Genomic DNA, 21,059 nt, shown 5'->3' with positions numbered 1-21,059 from the left:
ACCGGCACCACACCCTCAGGCCAGGAGATCCGCATGTCCGCGTCGCAGCCCGCCGCCCGCCGTACCGTGCTCAAGGGCGCCGCCGCGATCGCCGGGGCCGTCGGCGGCGGGGCGGCCCTCGCCGCCTGCTCCACCGAGGGCAACAGCGGCTCCGGCTCCCCGGCCGTCCCGGCCGCCCCCGTGGAGCTCGGCGCGGCGTCCGAGGTCCCGGTCGGCGGATCGAAGCTGTTCCGCGAGAAGAAGCTGGTCGTCAGCTGCCCGGCGCAGGGGCAGTACAAGGCGTTCAGCGCCCAGTGCACCCACGCCGGCTGCGTCCTGGACAAGATCGACGACGGCGAGGGCAACTGCCCCTGCCACGGCAGCCGCTTCGACGTGACGACCGGCAAGGTGCTGCGCGGCCCGGCCACCGACCCGCTGCCCGCCGTCCCGGTCAAGGCCGAGGGCGGCAAGCTCATCGCGGGCTGATCCGACCTGATCCGACCTGGTCCGGAAGAGACGGCCTACGCCCAGTCCCAGGCGATGCCCAGCAGCCCGCGCCGCACCCCCGGCTCCACCAGGTGCACGGCGCGGTGGCGCCCGCTCGGCGTCAGGTCCGCCAGCCCGCTGCGCGGTGCCTGCGGTCCGGAGCGGCTGAACCGCCGGCAGCGCACCGGCAGCGCTGCCTCGTCGAAGCGGACCTGGAGCACGTACTGCCCGCCGCTGTAGCTGAACCCGCGCACGTACTCGGCGGCGCGGCCGGCGGTGCCGTCCTCGAAGCCGTAGCCGAAGACGTAGGTGTCCCCGGCGCGCAGCCGGGCGTCGAAGAGCAGCTCGGCGACCAGGACCCCGGCTTCCGGGTGCCAGCGGACGCGCCCGGTCCGGCAGTTCTCGTCCGCCCGTACGCGGACCCGGGCGGGGTCGCAGCCGGGGTCGCCGTGGTGGACGGCGAGGTAGCGGTCGACGCCGTCGCGGTGGGCCCGTACGACGTGCTGCGACTCGCGGCCCAGCAGCTCGCCGGCCGCCCCGATCCGTACCCGCTCGTGGTGGCCGACGGTGTGCAGGCCGCCGTCGGCGGGCAGTTCCATGCCGGCCAGCAGCCCCTCCACGGCCGCGCCCACGCTGATCAGGGTCCGGTACGAGCGGGCCGGGGGGCGGGCCGTCTCGGGCCCGGGGTCCTCCGGGGCGGCCAGCAACCGCAGCAGGGTGCCCTCGGGCAGTTCCAGGATCTGCTCCAGGGCCCTTACGGCCTTCAGCGACTCGGGGCGGCGGGGCCGGCGGGCGCCCTGTTGCCAGTAGCTGAGGCTGGTCACGCCGAGCTTGATGCCGCGGGCCGCGAGCCGGTGCTGCACGCGGTGCAGGGGCAGGCCGCGGGCGGTGAGGGCGGCGCGCAGGGCGAGGTGGAAGGGGCCGGCGCGCAGCAGCTGCCCCAGCTCCTGCCCGCTCGGCTGTCTGCCTTCCCGCGTGCTTTCCCCGGTCGACCGCATGACGGCTCCTCCTGTGAACATTCACGTGCGGTGGGGCGGGAGGGCTCGCCGGTGGCACCCGGGCACCAGGTGAAAGGACGGCAGTCGTTCACACTGCGGTCCCGCCATTCACACTGCAATGTCACGGCGTATTGAAGCCTGTTGACCTGATCGCGACAACACCCTGATGCTCCTCAGCAGCGTCCGGACGCGCTCCTCCAACCCCCACCCTCCCCGGCCCCACCGGGGAGATCCCCACACGGGAGGAACGCGATGCGCAATCCCAAGCCGCGGCTGTCCCTGGCCGCCGTCCTCACCGCCGTGCTCTTCACCCTGCCCACCGCCGCCGCCACCGCTGCCCCCACGAGCGATGCCGGCGCCACGTCCGCCCTGGCGTACAAGCGCCTGAACATCACCATGCAGGCGCAAGCGAAGACCAACTGGTGCTGGGCCGCGAGCGGCAACACCATCGCCACCTGGTTCGGCCGGAACTACACGCAGAACCAGTTCTGCAACGCCGCCTTCAACCGCCAGCAGGGCTACGACTGCCCCAACAACCAGGCCACGCTCGGCAACGTCCAGACCGCCCTGAACTGGGCCGGCATCAACTCGGGCTCGTACGTCACCGGCTGGCTCCGCTACACCACCGTCCAGAGCGAGATCGACGCCAACCGGCCGGTCGAGACGCGGATCCAGTGGTCCAACGGCGGCGGCCACATGCACGTCATCTACGGGTACGACACGGCCGACAGCTGGGTCTACTGGGGCGATCCGTGGCCGTCCAGCGACCGCTACAACTGGGCCTCGCACGCCTGGTACGTGGACAACAGCACCTTCTCCTGGACCCACTCGCTCTACCGGATCGGGGCGTGAGCGCCATGACCTCGACGTCCAAGCGCGTTTCCGCCGCGGTGCTCGCGGCCTCCGCCGTGCTCGTACTGGCCCCGCAGGCCTCGGCCGCGCCGGTGCCGCAGCCCCGGTCCGTCACGGCCGAGACGAAGGACGCGGCCGCGCGGGCCGCCGCCGCTCCCGAAACCCTGGCCACGCTGTCCCGCTTCTTCGCGCGGGAGGGCAAGATCGCGCCGGACGCGGCCCGGCCGCGGGTCGAGGGCGAGGCGATACCGGTCAGCTACCTCTCCCCGGACTTCGTGGCGGGCAGGGCAGGGGCATCCGTGGCCCGGCTGGAGTTCCTCGCCAGCAAGGCCGTCTCCTCCGACGGGCAGCAGGCCGCCCTGTGGACCGCCCGGACCGAGGCGGGCTGGCAGGTGGTGAACATCGCCACCGGCGACGACGAGTTCCGCTACGCGCGGCTGGGCGCCGCGAAGCTGCCGGGCGGCACGGTGTTCCGGGAACCGCAGATCGACGCGTGGTACGTGGCCGAAGGGAGCCGGGTACTGCCGCTGGACGAGGACGCGGAGCGGGCCGTCGGGGCGGGGGGCACCAGCCTCGCCGCCTACCGTGCGCGGGTGACGCGGGCGTACGGGGACAAGTTGCCGGGGTCGGCGTACGCGAAGGGCGGCAAGGCCGGGGGGTACGAGGCCGCGGCGGGTGCCCCCGCCGGGCCCGCGGCGGCCCCGGTCGCCGGGGGCGTGGCGGGCGTTCTCGCGCTCGGCGCGGCCGGCGTGATCGTGGCGCGCAGGTCCCGGCGGCGCGGCGCCACCGCCTGACCGGCCGGGGGTCCGCGGCCCGGGACCGCCCGGGCCGCGGACCCCCGGCGCGGGCGGTGCCACGGGCACGTTGTCGGCACCCGCCAGTAGGGTGTTGGCATGGCCGACCCTTCCAGCTACCGTCCCGCGCCGGGGCAGATTCCCGACTCCCCGGGGGTCTACCGATTCCGCGACGAGCACCGCCGGGTGATCTACGTCGGGAAGGCCAAGAGCCTGCGCCAGCGACTGGCCAGCTACTTCCAGGACCTCGCCGGACTGCATCCGCGTACCGCCACCATGGTGACCACGGCCGCCTCCGTCGAGTGGACCGTCGTCTCCACCGAGGTCGAGGCGCTCCAGCTGGAATACTCCTGGATCAAGGAGTACGACCCCCGGTTCAACGTCAAGTACCGGGACGACAAGAGCTACCCGTCCCTCGCCGTGACGATGAACGAGGAGTACCCGCGGGTCCAGGTCATGCGGGGGCCCAAGAAGAAGGGCGTGCGGTACTTCGGGCCGTACGGGCACGCCTGGGCCATTCGCGAGACCGTCGACCTCATGCTGCGGGTGTTCCCCGTGCGGACCTGCTCCGCCGGAGTGTTCAAGCGCTCCGCCCAGATCGGCCGGCCCTGCCTGCTCGGCTACATCGGCAAGTGCTCCGCGCCCTGCGTAGGCCGGGTCACCCCCGAGGAGCACCGCGAACTCGCCGAGGACTTCTGCGACTTCATGGCCGGGCGGACCGGTGCGTACCTGTCCCGCCTCGAAAAGCAGATGCACGAGGCCGCCGAGGAGATGGAGTACGAGAAGGCCGCCCGGCTGCGCGACGACATGGGGGCGCTCCGCCGGGCCATGGAGAAGAACGCCGTCGTCTTCACCGACGCCACCGACGCCGACCTCATCGCCGTCGCCGAGGACGAGCTCGAAGCGGCCGTGCAGATCTTCCACGTCCGCGGGGGCCGCGTGCGCGGCCAGCGCGGCTGGGTCACCGACAAGGTCGAGGCCGTCGACACCGCCGGACTCGTCGAGCACGCCCTCCAGCAGCTCTACGGGGAGGAGAGCGGCGAGGCCGTCCCCAAGGAGGTGCTGGTTCCGGCGCTGCCGGAGGACTCGCCCGCGCTGGGCGAGTGGCTCGCCGGGCGTCGCGGGTCGAACGTCAGCCTGCGCATCCCGCAGCGGGGTGACAAGAAGGCCCTGATGGAGACCGTCCACCGCAACGCGCAGCAGTCCCTGGCCCTGCACAAGACCAAGCGCGCCAGCGACCTCACCACCCGCTCCCGGGCCCTGGAGGAGATCTCCGAGGCCCTCGGCCTGGACGGTGCGCCGCTGCGCATCGAGTGCTTCGACATCTCGCACCTCCAGGGCGACGACGTCGTGGCCTCGATGGTCGTCTTCGAGGACGGCCTGGCCCGCAAGAGCGAGTACCGGCGCTTCCAGATCAAGTCCTTCGAGGGGCAGGACGACGTCCGGTCCATGCACGAGGTGGTCTCGCGGCGCTTCCGCCGCTACCTCCAGGAGAAGCTGAAGACCGGCGAGTGGTCCCCGGAGGACGGGGAGGAGGGGGAGAACCCCCTCGCCGAGGACGACGGGCGGCCCAAGCGCTTCGCCTACCCCCCGCAGCTCGTCGTGGTCGACGGCGGGCAGCCCCAGGTGGCCGCCGCGAAGCGGGCCCTGGACGAGCTCGGCATCGACGACGTGGCCGTCTGCGGTCTGGCGAAGAGGCTGGAGGAGGTCTGGCTGCCCGGAGAGGACGACCCGGTCGTCCTGCCCCGCACCAGCGAGGGGCTCTACCTGCTCCAGCGCGTCCGTGACGAAGCCCACCGGTTCGCGATCCAGTACCAGCGGAACAAGCGCGGGAAGCGGCTCAAGGCGGGCCCGCTCGACGAGGTGCCCGGTCTCGGCGAAAGCCGCAGGCAGGCCCTGGTCAAGCACTTCGGTTCGGTGAAGAAGCTGAGACAGGCGACAATCGACCAGATCTGCGAGGTCCCGGGCATAGGCCGTAAGACGGCCGAGACCGTGGCCGCGGCACTCGCCCGGTCGGTTCCCGCCGGTCCTGCCGTCAACACGGCGACAGGAGAGATCATTGAGGATGAGACCCCGCCCCCGCGGGTGGGGGCACCTCCCGGCGGCAGCCGGGGGACATCGTCCGAACGGGGGACCGAGCAATGACCGAGCGCGAGACCGACCAGACGAGCGGCGAGAGCGCCGAGCAGATGACCGACCACACGACCGAGCACGACCGAGACGGAGCACAGGTGAGTACGGGCACGACAGTGGAGCCCGGAGATACCGCCGAGGCGGCCATCCCCGAGCTGGTGATCATCTCCGGCATGTCCGGGGCCGGCCGCAGTACCGCGGCCAAGTGTCTGGAGGACCTCGGCTGGTTCGTCGTCGACAACCTCCCGCCCGCACTGATCCCCACCATGGTGGAGCTGGGCGCCCGCTCGCAGGGCAACGTGGCGCGCATCGCCGTCGTCGTCGACGTCCGCGGCCGTCAGTTCTTCGACGCGCTGCGCGAGTCCCTCTCGGACCTCGACAGCAAGGGCGTCACCCGGCGCATCGTCTTCCTGGAGTCCTCCGACGACGCGCTCGTCCGCCGCTTCGAGTCGGTCCGCCGACCGCACCCCCTCCAGGGCGACGGCCGCATCACCGACGGCATCGCCGCCGAGCGCGACCTGCTGCGCGAGCTGCGCGGCGACGCCGACCTGGTCATCGACACCTCCAGTCTCAACGTGCACGAGCTGCGCGCGAAGATGGACGCCCAGTTCGCGGGCGACGAGGAGCCCGAGCTGCGGGCGACCGTCATGTCCTTCGGCTACAAGTACGGCCTCCCCGTCGACGCCGACCTCGTCGTCGACTGCCGCTTCATCCCGAACCCGCACTGGGTGCCCGAGCTGCGCCCCTTCACCGGCCTCAACCCGGAGGTGTCGGGCTACGTCTTCAGCCAGCCCGGCGCCAAGGAGTTCCTCGACCGCTACACCGAGCTGCTCCAGCTCATCGCCACCGGCTACCGCCGCGAGGGCAAGCGGTACGTGACCATCGCGGTCGGCTGCACCGGCGGCAAGCACCGCAGCGTGGCCATGTCCGAGAAGCTCGCTGCCCGCCTCGCCTCCGAGGGAGTCGAGACCGTCGTAGTCCACCGGGACATGGGGCGCGAGTGACCGGACGGACCCTGCGGCTGCGCCGCCTGCGCCGTCTCACCTCGGGGCGGGACGAGGACGGCGCGGGCCGCACCGGGCTGCGCCGCGGCGCGGCCCCCAAGGTGGTCGCCCCCAAGGTCGTCGCCCTCGGCGGCGGCATGGGCCTGTCGGCCTCCCTGGCGGCCCTGCGCCGGATCACCGGTGAGCTCACCGCCGTCGTCACCGTCGCCGACGACGGCGGCTCCAGCGGCCGGCTCCGCGAGGAGCTCGGCGTGCTGCCGCCCGGCGACCTGCGCAAGGCGCTGGCCGCGCTGTGCGGCGACGACGACTGGGGCCAGACCTGGGCCCGTGTCATCCAGCACCGCTTCCAGTCGGCCGGCGCCCTGCACGAGCACGCCGTCGGGAACCTGCTGATCGTCGCGCTGTGGGAGCAGCTCGGCGACCCCGTCCAGGCCCTCGACCTGGTCGGGAAGCTGCTGGGGGCGCAGGGCCGGGTGCTGCCGATGTCGGCGGTGCCGCTGGAGCTCCAGGCGCTGGTGCGGGGCCACGACCCGGCCCGCCCGGGTGAGGTCGACACCGTCCGGGGGCAGGCCACGGTGGCCACCACCCCCGGCGAGGTGCTCTCCGTACAGGTCGTGCCGGGGGATCCGCCGGCCGTGCCGGAGGCCGTCGCGGCGGTGCTGGACGCGGACTGGGTGGTGCTCGGTCCGGGATCCTGGTTCTCGTCGGTGATCCCGCACCTCCTGGTGCCGGAACTGCTCGACGCGCTGATCGAGACCAAGGCCCGCAGGGTCCTCTCGCTGAACCTCGCGCCGCAGCCCGGTGAAACAGAGGGCTTCTCTCCGCAGCGTCATTTGGAGGTTTTGGCCCGACACGCCCCTAAACTCGCCCTGGACGTGGTGCTGGCCGACGAGGCCGCCGTGCCCGACCGCGAGTCCCTCGCCGATGCCGCAAAACGGTTCGGTGCCGCGGTCGAGCTGGCGCCGGTGGCCAGGGAAGACGGCTCTCCGAAGCATGACCCGGAGCTGCTCGCCGCCGCGTACGACCGTATTTTTCGGATGCATGGAAGGATCGGCCCATGGCGATGACGCCAGCGGTGAAGGATGAGATCTCCCGGCTCCCCGTCACCCGGACCTGCTGCAGGAAGGCGGAGGTCTCGGCGATTCTTCGGTTCGCGGGCGGGCTGCACCTGGTGAGCGGACGGATCGTCATCGAGGCGGAGCTGGACACCGGGATCGCTGCCCGGCGCCTGCGCAAGGACATCCTGGAGATCTTCGGCCATTCCTCGGACCTGGTGGTCATGGCCCCCGGCGGTCTGCGCCGGGGCAGCCGGTACGTCGTCCGGGTCGTGGCCGGCGGTGACCAGCTGGCGCGCCAGACGGGCCTCGTGGACGGCCGCGGCCGTCCCATCCGGGGTCTTCCCCCGCAGGTGGTCTCCGGGGCCACCTGTGACGCGGAGGCGGCCTGGCGCGGCGCCTTCCTGGCCCACGGCTCGCTCACCGAGCCGGGCCGGTCCTCCTCCCTGGAGGTGACCTGCCCCGGTCCGGAGGCCGCCCTGGCCCTGGTGGGCGCCGCCCGCAGGCTCTCCATCGCCGCCAAGGCGCGCGAGGTGCGCGGGGTGGACCGGGTCGTGGTCCGCGACGGCGACGCGATCGGCGCCCTGCTGACCCGCCTCGGCGCGCACGAGTCGGTGCTGGCCTGGGAGGAGCGGCGGATGCGGCGCGAGGTGCGCGCCACCGCGAACCGCCTCGCCAACTTCGACGACGCCAACCTGCGCCGCTCGGCGCGGGCCGCGGTGGCCGCCGGGGCCCGGGTGCAGCGCGCGCTGGAGATCCTCGGCGAGGAGGTGCCCGAGCACCTCGCGGCGGCCGGCCGGCTGCGCATGGAGCACAAGCAGGCCTCCCTGGAGGAGCTGGGCGCGCTCGCCGACCCGCCGCTGACGAAGGACGCGGTCGCCGGCCGCATCCGCCGCCTGCTGGCGATGGCCGACAAGCGGGCGCAGGACCTGGGCATCCCGGGCACCGAGTCCAATCTGAGCGAGGACCTGGCCGACAACATGGCCGGCTAGCCGGACCCGTCGCCCGGCCGGGCCGAGTCCCCCGTACGCCTCGCGCCGTACGTCCCAAAGGGGCCCGCACGTCACACGTGCGGGCCCCTTTGGGACACGCCCCATTGACATGGGCATCGCCTGATCGTGAGCCTGTCGTCCGAACGCTTTCGTGGCAGACGACGCCCAGGGGGGCACATGAGGCACCGCGCGAGATCGATCCTCGCCGCAAGCGCACTCGTCTTCGGAACCACACTGGCCGCCGTCCCGGCGGCCCACGCCCGCCCCGCCACCGACGCCGCACCCGGCGCAGACGAGGTCCGGGTCTACGACGCTGACGTCACCAAGGAGCAGATTCCGCTGCTCCTCGCCGCGGGCCAGGACGCCCACGAGCTCACCGAGCGCGCCCCGGAGAGCGGCACGGCCAAGGTCGAGCTGTTCCTCACCGGCGACCAGGCCAAGGAGCTCGCAGGGCAGGGCGTCAAGCTCGCCGAGCACCGGGTCCCGGCGAACGCGGCCCGTGCCCAGACCGCCGGCGACGGGGTCTTCCGCCCGTACACGGGCAAGGGCGGGCTCCAGGAGGAGATCCTCAAGACGGCCCAGGCCAACCCCGGGCTCGCCAAGGTGGTCTCCATCGGCAAGACCGTCCAGGGCAAGGACATCCTCGCCCTGAAGGTCACCAAGAACGCCCGCACCACCAAGGACGGCGGCAAGCCGTCCGTGCTCTACATGTCGAACCAGCACGCCCGTGAGTGGATCACCCCCGAGATGACCCGGCGGCTGATGCACCACACCCTCGACAACTACGGCAAGGACCAGCGGATCACCAAGCTGGTGGACTCCACCGAGCTGTGGTTCCTGCTCTCCGCCAACCCGGACGGGTACGACTACACGCACTCACCGGACGGCGACCGGCTGTGGCGCAAGAACCTGCGCGACAACAACGGCGACGGAAAGATCACCACCGGCGACGGGGTCGACCTCAACCGCAACTTCACCTACAAGTGGGGTTACGACAACGAGGGTTCCTCGGCGAACCAGTCGAGCGAGACCTATCGCGGCGCCAAGCCCTCCTCCGAGCCGGAGACCGTCGCCCTCGACAAGTTCGAGAAGCGCATCGGCTTCAAGTACGCCGTCAACTACCACTCCGCCTCCGAGCTGCTGCTCTACGGCGTGGGCTGGCAGGTGGCCACCCCCACCCCCGACGACGTCGCCTACAGGGCGCTCGCCGGCACCCCGGAGAACTCCGCGATCCCGGGCTACTACCCGCAGATCTCCTCCGAGCTCTACACCACCAACGGCGAGGCGGACGGCCACGCCGCGAACGTCAACGGCGTCATGATGTTCACGCCGGAGATGACCACCTGCCAGACGGCCTCCGCGAGCGACCCGAACGACCGGTGGAAGCCCGAGGACTGCCAGTCCGGCTTCAACTTCCCGGACGACGAGAAGCTCATCCAGGCGGAGTTCGCGAAGAACGTCCCGTTCGCCCTCGCCGTCGGCGAGAGCGCCGCCCACCCGGACCAGCCGAAGTCCTCCGTGGGCCTGAGCGCCGCGGACTTCACCCTCGACCCCTTCACCACCTCCTACGTGGCCAAGGGCGAGGACCAGACCGTCTCCGTCACCGCCCGCAAGGCGCTGAAGGACAAGCAGCTCAAGTTCCGCATCAACGGCGGCCGCACGCACGACGACGGGCTCAAGGCCTGGAAGGGCGGCGACGTCTACGGCGGCGAGGACAACATCTGGTTCGACGAGTACCGGGCCGAGGTGGACGGCGCCAAGCCGGGTGACAAGGTCGAGGTCTGGTTCACCGGCCGCGACGGCTCCGGCAAGCAGGTCTCCAGCGGGCACTTCACGTACACGGTGGCCGCGCGGCCGCGCGCCGACGTGCTGGTGATCGCCGAGGAGGGCGCCAAGGCCCAGCACGCGCAGGAGTACGTCGACGCCCTGCGCGCCAACGGCAAGTCCGCGGCGGTCTGGGACGTGGCCGCGCAGGGCGCCCCGCACCACCTCGGGGTGCTCTCCCACTTCCGCACGGCCGTCCACTACACCGGCGCCAAGACTCCCGGCGGCGACACCCAGCTCGCCGTACGGGACTTCCTCAACGAGGGCGGCAAGCTGATCGAGGCCGGCGAGCTCGCGGGCGGCAACGCCCAGGTGGGCCGCGCCGTGACGGACGACTTCAGCCAGTACTACCTCGGCGCCTACAACCGTACGAGCGCCGGCGGCGCGACCGGCTTCACCGGTACGGGTGCCCTCGCCGGGGCCAAGGGCGGCCTGGGCGACGCGGCGGGCAACCCGCTCAACGCCCCGGGCGCCTACGCGGTGACCTCCGACTCCCTGCCGGCGGCGCAGTTCCCGCAGTTCAAGAGCGCGCAGGCGGGTTCGTACGCCGGGGTCGTGAATCCGTACGCCCCCTACTCGGGTACGGGCATGGCCGCGGCCACCCACGAGGACGACGAGTGGAAGCGGCTGACCCGCACCATCGACCTGACCCAGGTCACCGCCGCCGACAAGCCGCAGCTGAAGATGGCCCTCAACTGGAACACCGAGCCGGGCTACGACAACGCGATCCTGGAGGCCCACACCACGGGCGCCGAGGACTGGACCACGCTGCCCGAGGCGGGCGGCCTGACCGGCACCGCCGTCCCGGCCGAGTGCGGGGCCGGGTTCTACGTCAACGGCCACCCGTTCCTCAAGCACTACCTGACCGTCGACAGCACCGGCTGCACCGCCAGTGGCACGAGCGGCCGGTGGAACAGCTTCACCGGCTCCTCCGACGGCTGGAAGCAGGTCGCCTTCGACCTGAGCGCGTACGCGGGCAAGACCGTCGAGGTCTCCCTCTCCTACGTCTCGGACGGCGGCTCCGGCGGTCGCGGCCTCTTCGCGGACGACGCGCGCGTCTCCGTCGCCGGAGCGGACCAGGCCGTGGAGGGGTTCGAGACCTCCCTGGGTGCCTGGACCGCTCAGGGCGCACCCGCCGGAAGCCCCGTGGTCCCGGGCGATTGGTCCCGGTCCGGCGAGCTGTTCAAGTCCTACGCCTCGGTCACTACGCGTGACACGGTGCTCCTCGGCTTCGGCCTCGAACACCTGCCGACGGCGGCGGACCGAGCCGTACTCGTCGGTAAGGCGCTCAGGTCGCTGCACCACTGATCATTCGAGCCCCCGTCGCTCACTCTGGGTGACGGGGGCCAAAGTCCTCCGGGTCCCGCGCCGAGCGCAGGGTACCGGCCACGGAGGCGGTCTCCCGTGGGGCAGGGCGAGTGTCAGGTCCCGGCCGATGTCACTCGCAAGCTCACGGAGAGGTAGGGTCGTAAGCGGTCGGGGACATCCCATACAGCTCGCCGGCGGGACAGGCCGGCGCACCAACGAGGAGATCGGTTCGTGACGATCCGCGTAGGCATCAATGGTTTTGGCCGAATTGGCCGCAACTACTTCCGGGCGCTCCTTGAGCAGGGAGCGGACATCGAGATCGTCGGTGTCAACGACCTGACTGACAACGCGACCCTGGTGCACCTGCTCAAGTACGACACCATCCTGGGCCGCCTCAAGGCCGAGGTCTCCCACACCGACGACACCATCACCGTCGGCGGCAACACCTTCAAGACGTTCGCCGAGCGCGACCCCGCGAACCTGCCTTGGGGCGAGCTCGGCGCGGACATCGTCATCGAGTCGACCGGCATCTTCACGAAGAAGGCCGACGCCGCCAAGCACATCGCCGCGGGCGCGAAGAAGGTCCTCATCTCGGCTCCGGCCAAGGACGAGGACATCACGATCGTGATGGGCGTCAACCAGGACAAGTACGACGCGGCCAGCCACCACGTCATCTCCAACGCCTCCTGCACCACCAACTGCGTGGCGCCGATGGCCAAGGTTCTCGACGAGAACTTCGGCATCGTCAAGGGCATGATGACCACGGTCCACGCGTACACGAACGACCAGCGCATCCTGGACTTCCCGCACTCGGACCTGCGCCGCGCCCGCGCCGCCGCCGAGAACATCATCCCGACCTCGACGGGCGCCGCCAAGGCCACCGCTCTGGTCCTCCCGCAGCTCAAGGGCAAGCTGGACGGCATCGCCATGCGCGTCCCGGTCCCGACCGGCTCGGTCACCGACCTCGTCCTGGAGCTCTCCCGCGAGACCACCAAGGAAGAGATCAACGCGGCCTTCCAGAAGGCCGCCGAGGGCCAGCTCAAGGGCATCCTCGACTACACCGAGGACGCGATCGTCTCCTCCGACATCGTGAACTGGCCGGCTTCCTGCACCTTCGACTCCTCCCTGACCATGGTTCAGGACGGTACGCAGGTCAAGGTCGTCGGCTGGTACGACAACGAGTGGGGCTACTCCAACCGCCTCGTCGACCTGACCGTCTTCGTCGGCGGTCAGCTCTAAGTCTCAGGTAGCAGGGCCAGGCACCAAGATGTGAGGACAGGGTCCGGTCAGCGCGATGGAGCGCTGCACGGGCCCTGTCGTCTGCCTCCACCGATCGGCCCCGCACCGGCAGAACCCGTGTATGGGGATAAGGAGTAGAAACACATGAAGACGATCGACGAACTGCTCGCCGAGGGCGTGACCGGCAAGCGGGTCTTCGTCCGCGCCGACCTCAACGTGCCGCTCTCGGGCAGCACGATCACCGACGACGGCCGCATCCGCGCCGTGCAGCCGACCATCGCGAAGCTCGCCGAAGCCGGCGCCCGCGTGATCGTAGCCTCGCACCTGGGCCGCCCCAAGGGCGCCCCGGACCCGGCCTTCTCACTTGCTCCGGCCGCCAAGCGACTCGGTGAACTGCTCGGTGCGGACGTCGCGTTCGCCACCGACACCGTCGGCTCCTCCGCCAAGGAGACCGTCGCCGCCCTCGCCGACGGCCAGGTCGCCGTCATCGAGAACCTGCGCTTCAACGCCGGTGAGACCTCGAAGGACGACGCCGAGCGCGGCGCCTTCGCGGACCAGCTCGCCGAGCTCGCCGACGTATACGTCGGCGACGGCTTCGGCGCCGTCCATCGCAAGCACGCCTCGGTCTTCGACCTGCCCGCGCGCCTCCCGCACGCGGCCGGCCAGCTGATCGCCGCCGAGGTGGGCGTCCTGAAGAAGCTGACCGCCGAGGTCAAGCGTCCGTACGTGGTCGTCCTCGGCGGCGCCAAGGTCTCCGACAAGCTCGCCGTCATCGACCAGCTGCTCGGCAAGGCCGACCGCATCCTCATCGGCGGCGGCATGGCGTACACCTTCCTCTACGCCAAGGGCCACGAGGTCGGCATCTCCCTGCTCCAGAAGGACCAGGTGGACGTCGTCAAGGAGTACATGGCGCGCGCCGAGAAGACCGGCGTCGAGCTGGTCCTCCCCGTCGACGTGCTGGTCTCCGCCGACTTCCCGGACCTGAAGACCAAGGCTCCGGCCGTCTTCGAGACCGTCGACGCGGACAAGATCCCCGCCGACAAGGAGGGTCTGGACATCGGTCCCAAGACCCGTGAGCTGTACGCGTCGAAGATCACCGACGCGGAGACCGTCTTCTGGAACGGTCCCGTGGGCGTCTTCGAGCACCCCGACTACGCCGGAGGCACCCGCGCCGTCGCGCAGGCCCTCGTCGACAGCAGCGCGTTCACCGTGGTCGGCGGCGGCGACTCCGCCGCGGCCGTGCGTACGCTCGGCTTCGACGAGAACGCATTCGGTCACATCTCGACCGGTGGCGGCGCCTCCCTCGAATACCTTGAGGGCAAGACGCTCCCCGGCCTCGCCGCACTGGAGGTCTGAACCCGTATGACCACGCGTACCCCGCTGATGGCGGGCAACTGGAAGATGAACCTCAACCACCTTGAGGCCATCGCCCACGTCCAGAAGCTCGCCTTCGCCCTCGCCGACAAGGACTACGACGCCGTCGAGGTCGCGGTCCTGCCGCCCTTCGTCGACCTGCGCTCGGTCCAGACCCTGGTCGACGGCGACAAGCTGAAGATCAAGTACGGCGCCCAGGACATCTCGGCGCACGACTCCGGTGCCTACACCGGCGAGATCTCCGGCGCGATGCTCGCGAAGCTCAAGTGCACGTACGTGGCCGTCGGCCACAGCGAGCGCCGCCAGTACCACGGCGAGAGCGACGAGCTCTGCAACGCCAAGGTCAAGGCCGCCTACCAGCACGGGATCACCCCGATCCTCTGCGTCGGCGAGGGCCTGGACGTCCGCAAGGCCGGCCGGCAGGTCCCGCACACCCTCGCGCAGGTCGACGGCGGCCTGGGGGACCTCCCGGCCGAGCAGGCCGAGTCCATCGTGATCGCGTACGAGCCCGTCTGGGCGATCGGTACCGGCGAGGTCGCCACCCCCGAGGACGCGCAGGAGGTCTGCGGGGCGATCCGCACCCGCCTCGCAGAGCTCTACTCGCAGGAGCTGGCCGACAAGGTCCGCATCCAGTACGGCGGCTCGGTCAAGTCCGGCAACATCGCGGCGATCATGGCCCAGCCCGACGTCGACGGCGCCCTGATCGGCGGCGCGGCGCTGGACGCGGACGAATTCGTGAAGATCGTCCGCTTCCGCGACCAGTGACCTGCGCGATCGTCGCAGTGAGTATGCGGTAGGACGGATCCGTCGTACCCTTGCGGGGGCCAGGAGGCTGAACCACCAGCCACTGGCCCCCGTGCACGTCAAGCAGAGCCGGACAGTCAGAAAAGCCAGAAAGTAGGAATCAGCCGTGATTATGGGGTTCTCGATCGCCCTGATCGTCTTCAGCGCCCTGCTGATGCTGCTCGTGCTGATGCACAAGGGCAAGGGCGGCGGCCTTTCCGACATGTTCGGCGGCGGCATGCAGTCCTCCGTCGGCGGCTCCTCGGTCGCGGAGCGCAACCTGGACCGCATCACCGTCGTGATCGGCCTGCTCTGGTTCGCCTGCATCATGACGCTCGGGATTCTGCTGAAGTAGCGGAACCGACGATTCTGGCCATTCCGCCGGACCGGTCGGCTCCACCCCGCCTATCATGAGGACGGCGTTCACGGCCTGGAGTGAGTAACTCCATGTGAAGGACGTGCGTTGGGCCTTACGTAGACTGGGGCGCCCGCAGCGGAATCCACTCACGCTTCGCGGCACCATCACGCAGGGAGTTACGACCGTGGCAAGTGGCAACGCGATCCGTGGCAGTCGGGTCGGAGCGGGGCCGATGGGTGAGGCCGAGCGCGGCGAGTCCGCGCCCCGCCTGCGCATCTCCTTCTGGTGTTCGAACGGGCACGAGACGCAGCCGAGCTTCGCCAGCGACGCGCAGGTGCCGGACACCTGGGACTGCCCGCGCTGCGGGTTCCCGGCCGGCCAGGACCGGGACAACCCGCCCGCTCCGCCGCGCACCGAGCCCTACAAGACGCACCTGGCGTACGTGCGCGAGCGGCGGTCGGACGCCGACGGCGAGGCGATCCTCGCCGAGGCGCTCGCCAAGCTGCGCGGCGAGATCTGACGGACGCAAGCGCGACGGTGTGACATGGGGCCCGGCCCGCAGGAGTCTTCTCCAGCGGGCCGGGCCCCTTTGCGTACCCCCGCGCCGAAGGCGCTGTCCGGCATACCCCCCTTCGATCCCTTAAGTTGGTGATCGGCGGGGCACGACAGGACAGGAAGAAACGGGTTGATGTCCGAGATGAACGCAGACAGCCGGATGAGGCTCAACCGGACGCCCGAGTGGATGGCGCTCGGCAAGCACCGCGAAGAGCTGGGGCAGACGCACCTGCGCGAGCTGTTCGCGGCGGATCCGAACCGGGGAACGGGCTACACGCTGCGGGTCGGGGACCTGTACATCGACTACTCGAAGCACCTGGTGACGGACGAGACGCTGGAGCTGCTGCGCGAGCTGGCCGCGGCCACGGGCGTGGCCGCGCTGCGCGAGGCGATGTTCCGCGGCGAGAAGATCAACACGACGGAGGACCGGGCGGTCCTGCACACCGCCCTGCGCGCGCCGAAGGACGCGGTGGTCGAGGTGGACGGCGAGAACGTCGTACCCGCGGTGCACGCGGTCCTCGACAAGATGGCGGCCTTCTCCGGGCAGGTCCGCTCGGGGCAGTGGACCGGCTTCACCGGCAAGCGCATCAAGAACGTGGTCAACATCGGCATCGGCGGTTCCGACCTGGGCCCGGCGATGGCGTACGAGGCGCTGCGCGCCTTCACCGACCGCGGCCTGACCGTGCGGTTCGTGTCCAACGTGGACGGCGCCGACCTGCACGAGGCCGTACGGGACCTGGACCCGGCCGAGACGCTGTTCATCATCGCCTCCAAGACCTTCACCACCATCGAGACCATCACCAACGCCGAATCGGCGCGGGAGTGGCTGCTGGCGGGTCTGGGCGGTGACACGGCCGCCGTGGCACGGCACTTCGTGGCGCTGTCGACCAACGAGGAGAAGGTCACCGCGTTCGGCATCGATCCGGCCAACATGTTCGGGTTCTGGGACTGGGTCGGCGGCCGCTACTCCTTCGACTCCGCGATCGGTCTCTCCCTGATGATCGCGATCGGTCCGGACGCCTTCCGGGAGATGCTGGGCGGCTTCCGGACGGTGGACGAGCACTTCCGCACGGCCCCGCCGGAGCAGAACGTGCCGCTCCTGATGGGCCTGTTGGGGGTCTGGTACGGGGCGTTCTTCGACGCGCAGTCGCACGCGGTCCTGCCGTACAGCCACTACCTCTCCCGCTTCACCGCGTACCTCCAGCAGCTGGACATGGAGTCCAACGGCAAGTCCGTGGACCGGGACGGGAATCCGGTGGACTGGCAGACCGGCCCGGTGGTGTGGGGCACGCCCGGCACCAACGGGCAGCACGCGTACTACCAGTTGATCCACCAGGGCACGAAGGTGATCCCGGCGGACTTCATCGGCTTCGCCCGGCCGATCGGCGAGCTGGAGCCGAAGCTGGCGGACCAGCACGACCTGCTGATGGCGAACTTCTTCGCGCAGACGCAGGCGCTCGCCTTCGGCAAGACGGCGGACGAGGTGCGCGCGGAGGGCGTGGCGGAGCCGCTGGTCCCGCACAAGACCTTCAAGGGCAACCACCCGACCACGACGATCCTGGCGCAGGACCTCACCCCGGCGGTGCTGGGCCAGCTGATCGCGCTGTACGAGCACAAGGTGTTCGTCCAGGGCGCGGTGTGGAACATCGACTCCTTCGACCAGTGGGGCGTGGAGCTCGGCAAGGTCCTGGCCAAGCGGGTCGAGCCGGCGCTGACGGAGGGCGCGGACGTGCCGGGGCTGGACGCCTCGTCCAAGGCCCTCGTGACGGAGTACCGCACGCTGCGCGGGCGCGGCTGACGGCACGGGGAACAGCACGGACGAAGGGCCCGCTCCCGTTCCGGGGGCGGGCCCTTCGTCCGTACGAGGGTCAGGAGGCGGGCGGCGGGTACAGCCCGGCCGGGAGCTTCGCCGCGGCCGTGCGGTCCAGCAGCCACAGGGTGCGGGAGCGGCCGTACGCCTGCGCGGCGGGGGCCTGGACGCCGCCGGCGCCGCCGAGGGCGATGGCCACCGCCCCGGCCTTGTCCTCGCCCGCCGCGAGCAGCCACACCTCGCGGGCCGCCCGGATGGCCGGGAGGGTCAGGGAGATCCGGGTGGGCGGCGGCTTGGGCGCGCCGTGCACGCCGACCACCGTGCGGTCGGTCTCGCGGGAGGCCGGGTGCTCGGGGAAGAGCGAGGCGATGTGGGTGTCGGGGCCGACGCCCAGCATCAGGACGTCGAAGGTGGGGACCGGACCATGGTCCTCGGGCCCGGCGGCCTTGGCCAGCTCGGCCGCGTAGGCGGCGGCCGCGGCGTCCACGTCCGCCCCGTAAGGGCCGTCGGAGGCGGGCATCGCGTGCACGCGGGCCGGGTCGACCGGGACGGAGTCCAGGAGGGCCTCACGGGCCTGGGTGTGGTTGCGCTCGGGGTCGTCGGCGGGGACGTAGCGCTCGTCGCCCCACCAGAGGTCGATCCGCGACCAGTCGACGGCGTCGCGGGCCGGGGCCGCGGTCAGCGCGGCCAGGAGGCCGTTGCCGTTGCGGCCGCCGGTGAGGACGACGGAGGCACTGCCGCGAGCGGCCTGCGCGTCGACGATCTTGGTGATGAGCCGGGCCGCTGCGGCCTGGGCCATCAGCTCCTTGTCCCGGTGGACGACGACCTGGGGAGTCGTCATGCCCATGGCTGCCGCCTTCGGTTGTGGGTGTGCCGGGCTCTGCTCCGGATCCCGCGGCCGGGATCCGGAGCAGAGCCCGGGGTGTGCTACTTGGCCGGGGCCTTCTTCGCCGGCTTCGCCGCCGGCTTCGCGGGCGCGGCGTCGGCCTTGGGGCCGGTCACCGTCTCCGGGGAGTCCGTGGGCGCGGCCTTGGCCTTGGCCGGAGCGGGGGCCGGGGCCTCCGCGGCCAGCTTGGCCACGCCGAACTTCAGCGCGGCCTCGAAGGTGTTGTCCGGGTCCAGCCGGCGCAGCTCCTCCGCCAGGAGCTCGGCCGTGTCACGGCGCTTGAGCGCCACGTTGCGGTCGGGCTGTCCCGGCATGCACAGCGTCGCCAGCGAGCCGTCCGCCCGGTCCAGGACGATGTCCCCGTCCTTGGTCTCCAGTCGGACCGAGGTCAGGCCGGGACCCTGCGAGGCCGTACGCCGGACGGGTACCTGGAGGCGGTCCGCCAGCCACATGGCCAGCAGCTCGCAGCTCGGGTTCTCGTCCTCGCCCTCGACGACCACCGAGGCGACCTTGACGAGCGCCTGCTGGTCCAGCGCGGCCGCCAGCATCGAACGCCACGGCGTGATCCGGGTCCAGGACAGGTCCGTGTCACCCGGGGCGTAGGCCGCGGCCCGCTGCCCGAGCGCCTGCTGCGGGTTCTCGCAGGCGTACGTGTCCGAGATCCGGCGCTGCCCCAGCGCACCCAGCGGGTCGCCCGCCAGGTCCGACGGGGCACCGTCCGGCCACCAGACGACGACGGGCGCGTCCGGCAGGAGGAGCGGGAGGACCACCGACTGGGCGTGGTTGACCAGTTCACCGTGGAGGCGCAGCACCACCGTCTCGCCGGTGCCGGCGTCCGCCCCGACGCGGACTTCCGCGTCGAGACGGGCGTCGCGGCGGCTGCGAGCCGAGCGGCTGACCCGCTTGATGACGACGATGATCCGCGAAGGGTGTTCGTGGGACGCGTCGTTCGCCGACTTGAGCGCGTCGTACGCGTTCTCCTCGTCGGTCACGATCACCAGCGTGAGGACCATGCCGATGGCCGGCGTGCCGATGTCCCGGCGTGCCTGCACCAACGCGGCGTTGATCTTGCTGGAGGTGGTCTCCGTGAGGTCGATCTTCATGGCCGGCGCCAGCTCCGTCCGTCTCGTGCGAGCATCTCGTCCGCCTCGACCGGCCCCCAGGTACCCGCCGGGTACTGCGCGGGCTTGCCGTGCTTGTCCCAGTACTCCTCGATCGGGTCGAGGATGTTCCAGGACAGCTCGACCTCCTGGTGGCGCGGGAAGAGGTTCGCGTCACCCAGCAGGACGTCGAGGATCAGCCGCTCGTACGCCTCGGGGCTCGACTCCGTGAAGGACTCGCCGTACGCGAAGTCCATCGTCACGTCCCGGACCTCCATGGAGGTGCCCGGAACCTTGGAGCCGAAACGCACCGTGATGCCCTCGTCCGGCTGGACCCGGATGACCAGGGCGTTCTGCCCCAGCTCCTCGGTCGCACCCGACTCGAACGGCAGGTACGGGGCCCGCTTGAAGACGACGGCGATCTCGGTCACCCGGCGGCCCAGGCGCTTGCCCGTGCGCAGGTAGAACGGGACGCCCGCCCAGCGGCGGTTGTTGATCTCCAGGCGGATGGCCGCGTAGGTGTCGGTCTTCGACTTGGGGTCGATGCCGTCCTCTTCGAGGTACCCGACGACCTTCTCGCCGCCCTGCCACGCGGCCGAGTACTGGCCGCGCACGGTGTGCTTGCCCAGGTCCTCGGGGAGCTCGACGGCCGTGAGGACCTTGAGCTTCTCCGCCACCAGCGCCTTGGGGTGGAAGGAGCCGGGCTCCTCCATCGCGGTCAGCGCGAGCAGCTGGAGCAGGTGGTTCTGGATGACGTCGCGGGCCGCGCCGATGCCGTCGTAGTACCCGGCCCGGCCGCCGATGCCGATGTCCTCGGCCATGGTGATCTGCACGTGGTCGACGTACGACCGGTTCCAGATCGGCTCGAACATCGTGTTCGCGAAGCGGAGCGCCAGGATGTTCTGGACGGTCTCCTTGCCGAGGTAGTGGTCGATCCGGAAGACCTCGTCCCGCGGGAAGACCTCGTGGACGACCTTGTTGAGCTCCTCGGCGCTCTTCAGGTCGTGTCCGAAGGGCTTCTCGATGACGGCACGCCGCCAGGAGCCCTCCTTCTGCGCCAGCCCGTGGTTCTTGAGCTGCTGGACCACCTTGGGGAAGAACTTCGGCGGCACCGACAGGTAGAAGGCGAAGTTGCCCCCCGTACCCTGCGCCTTGTCCAGGTCGTCGATCGTGGACTTGAGGGTCTCGAAGGCCGCGTCGTCGTCGAAATCGCCCTGCACGAAGCGGCAGCCCTGCACCAGCTGCTGCCAGACCTCCTCCCGGAAGGGGGTGCGCGAGTGCTGCTTGACGGCCTCGTACACCTCCTGGGCGAAGTCCTCGTGCTCCCATTCGCGGCGGGCGAAGCCGATCAGCGAGAAGCCCGGTGGCAGCAGCCCCCGGTTCGCCAGGTCGTAGATGGCGGGCATCAGCTTCTTGCGCGACAGGTCACCCGTAACGCCGAAAATGACCAGGCCGGACGGCCCCGCGATGCGCGGGAGCCGCCGGTCCTGTGCGTCACGAAGCGGGTTCGCTCCGTTCACAGACAAAGT

18 protein-coding genes are annotated in these 21,059 nt (G+C 71.0%); 14 read left to right on the top strand and 4 right to left on the bottom strand.

All coding sequences use genetic code 11. The features are described 5' to 3' along the window. The first annotated feature begins 33 nt into the window (after window positions 1–33). A complete protein-coding gene (locus tag AB0M92_RS14705; RefSeq protein ID WP_366102491.1) occupies window positions 34–465 on the top strand; it encodes a Rieske (2Fe-2S) protein in 432 nt (143 codons plus the stop codon). 35 nt (window positions 466–500) lie between these two features. Here the strand turns inward: AB0M92_RS14705 and AB0M92_RS14700 are convergent, their stop codons facing one another. Continuing rightward, the gene (locus tag AB0M92_RS14700) at window positions 501–1,463 is read right to left on the bottom strand and encodes a hypothetical protein (RefSeq protein ID WP_366102490.1); all 963 of its coding nucleotides are present in this window, start codon (window positions 1,461–1,463) and stop codon (window positions 501–503) included. A gap of 252 nt (window positions 1,464–1,715) precedes the next feature. On the opposite strand from AB0M92_RS14700, the gene AB0M92_RS14695 reads away from it, so the two are divergent. The 13 genes from AB0M92_RS14695 (at window position 1,716) to pgi (ending at window position 17,532) form a co-directional block, all read left to right on the top strand. After that, window positions 1,716–2,315 carry a papain-like cysteine protease family protein gene (locus tag AB0M92_RS14695; protein ID WP_366102489.1) on the top strand — a complete coding sequence of 200 codons (600 nt, stop codon included), beginning with the start codon at window positions 1,716–1,718 and terminating at the stop codon, window positions 2,313–2,315. A gap of 5 nt (window positions 2,316–2,320) precedes the next feature. Continuing rightward, on the top strand, window positions 2,321–3,109 hold the full coding sequence (locus AB0M92_RS14690) for a hypothetical protein (protein ID WP_366102586.1): 789 nt from the start codon (window positions 2,321–2,323) through the stop codon (window positions 3,107–3,109). A 99-nt stretch (window positions 3,110–3,208) separates the two neighbouring features. After that, window positions 3,209–5,254, top strand: a complete 2,046-nt coding sequence (gene uvrC / locus AB0M92_RS14685) for an excinuclease ABC subunit UvrC (protein ID WP_366102488.1) — start codon at window positions 3,209–3,211, stop codon at window positions 5,252–5,254. 44 nt (window positions 5,255–5,298) lie between these two features. Then, a complete protein-coding gene (gene rapZ / locus AB0M92_RS14680; RefSeq protein ID WP_030858943.1) occupies window positions 5,299–6,246 on the top strand; it encodes an RNase adapter RapZ in 948 nt (315 codons plus the stop codon). After that, on the top strand, window positions 6,243–7,313 hold the full coding sequence (gene yvcK / locus AB0M92_RS14675) for a uridine diphosphate-N-acetylglucosamine-binding protein YvcK (protein WP_366102487.1): 1,071 nt from the start codon (window positions 6,243–6,245) through the stop codon (window positions 7,311–7,313). Before rapZ ends, yvcK begins: the two co-directional genes overlap by 4 nt. Then, window positions 7,304–8,293, top strand: coding sequence for a DNA-binding protein WhiA (gene whiA, locus AB0M92_RS14670; protein WP_030160342.1), 990 nt, complete (start codon window positions 7,304–7,306; stop codon window positions 8,291–8,293). Before yvcK ends, whiA begins: the two co-directional genes overlap by 10 nt. Window positions 8,294–8,470: 177 nt before the next feature. Then, the gene (locus AB0M92_RS14665; RefSeq protein WP_366102486.1) at window positions 8,471–11,425 is read left to right on the top strand and encodes a M14 family zinc carboxypeptidase; all 2,955 of its coding nucleotides are present in this window, start codon (window positions 8,471–8,473) and stop codon (window positions 11,423–11,425) included. Between the two features lie 231 nt (window positions 11,426–11,656). Next, window positions 11,657–12,664, top strand: coding sequence for a type I glyceraldehyde-3-phosphate dehydrogenase (gene gap, locus AB0M92_RS14660; protein ID WP_366102485.1), 1,008 nt, complete (start codon window positions 11,657–11,659; stop codon window positions 12,662–12,664). A 144-nt stretch (window positions 12,665–12,808) separates the two neighbouring features. After that, a complete protein-coding gene (locus AB0M92_RS14655; protein WP_366102484.1) occupies window positions 12,809–14,020 on the top strand; it encodes a phosphoglycerate kinase in 1,212 nt (403 codons plus the stop codon). A gap of 6 nt (window positions 14,021–14,026) precedes the next feature. Continuing rightward, window positions 14,027–14,803: a triose-phosphate isomerase gene (gene tpiA, locus AB0M92_RS14650; RefSeq protein WP_366102483.1), complete on the top strand. Its 777-nt coding sequence runs from the start codon at window positions 14,027–14,029 to the stop codon at window positions 14,801–14,803. A gap of 151 nt (window positions 14,804–14,954) precedes the next feature. Next, on the top strand, window positions 14,955–15,176 hold the full coding sequence (secG, locus tag AB0M92_RS14645) for a preprotein translocase subunit SecG (protein ID WP_327285605.1): 222 nt from the start codon (window positions 14,955–14,957) through the stop codon (window positions 15,174–15,176). 187 nt (window positions 15,177–15,363) lie between these two features. Continuing rightward, window positions 15,364–15,699 carry an RNA polymerase-binding protein RbpA gene (locus tag AB0M92_RS14640; RefSeq protein ID WP_010352468.1) on the top strand — a complete coding sequence of 112 codons (336 nt, stop codon included), beginning with the start codon at window positions 15,364–15,366 and terminating at the stop codon, window positions 15,697–15,699. 177 nt (window positions 15,700–15,876) lie between these two features. After that, window positions 15,877–17,532 (top strand): glucose-6-phosphate isomerase, encoded by a 1,656-nt coding sequence (gene pgi / locus AB0M92_RS14635; protein WP_366102585.1) that lies wholly within the window; start codon window positions 15,877–15,879, stop codon window positions 17,530–17,532. 70 nt (window positions 17,533–17,602) lie between these two features. Here pgi and pgl read toward each other — a convergent pair whose 3' ends face one another. The 3 genes from pgl to zwf form a co-directional block, all read right to left on the bottom strand. Next, window positions 17,603–18,385 carry a 6-phosphogluconolactonase gene (gene pgl / locus AB0M92_RS14630; protein WP_366102482.1) on the bottom strand — a complete coding sequence of 261 codons (783 nt, stop codon included), beginning with the start codon at window positions 18,383–18,385 and terminating at the stop codon, window positions 17,603–17,605. 86 nt (window positions 18,386–18,471) lie between these two features. Then, on the bottom strand, window positions 18,472–19,533 hold the full coding sequence (gene opcA / locus AB0M92_RS14625; RefSeq protein WP_366102481.1) for a glucose-6-phosphate dehydrogenase assembly protein OpcA: 1,062 nt from the start codon (window positions 19,531–19,533) through the stop codon (window positions 18,472–18,474). Further along, window positions 19,530–21,050, bottom strand: a complete 1,521-nt coding sequence (zwf, locus tag AB0M92_RS14620) for a glucose-6-phosphate dehydrogenase (protein WP_030858966.1) — start codon at window positions 21,048–21,050, stop codon at window positions 19,530–19,532. The genes opcA and zwf overlap by 4 nt, the downstream gene beginning before the upstream one ends. Window positions 21,051–21,059 lie beyond the last annotated feature (9 nt).

The sequence above is a fragment of the Streptomyces sp. NPDC051582 genome (assembly GCF_040681715.1).
Lineage (GTDB): Bacteria > Actinomycetota > Actinomycetes > Streptomycetales > Streptomycetaceae > Streptomyces.
The sequence above is the reverse complement of the archived record's forward strand: the minus strand, read 5'-3'. Positions and strand labels throughout refer to the sequence as shown.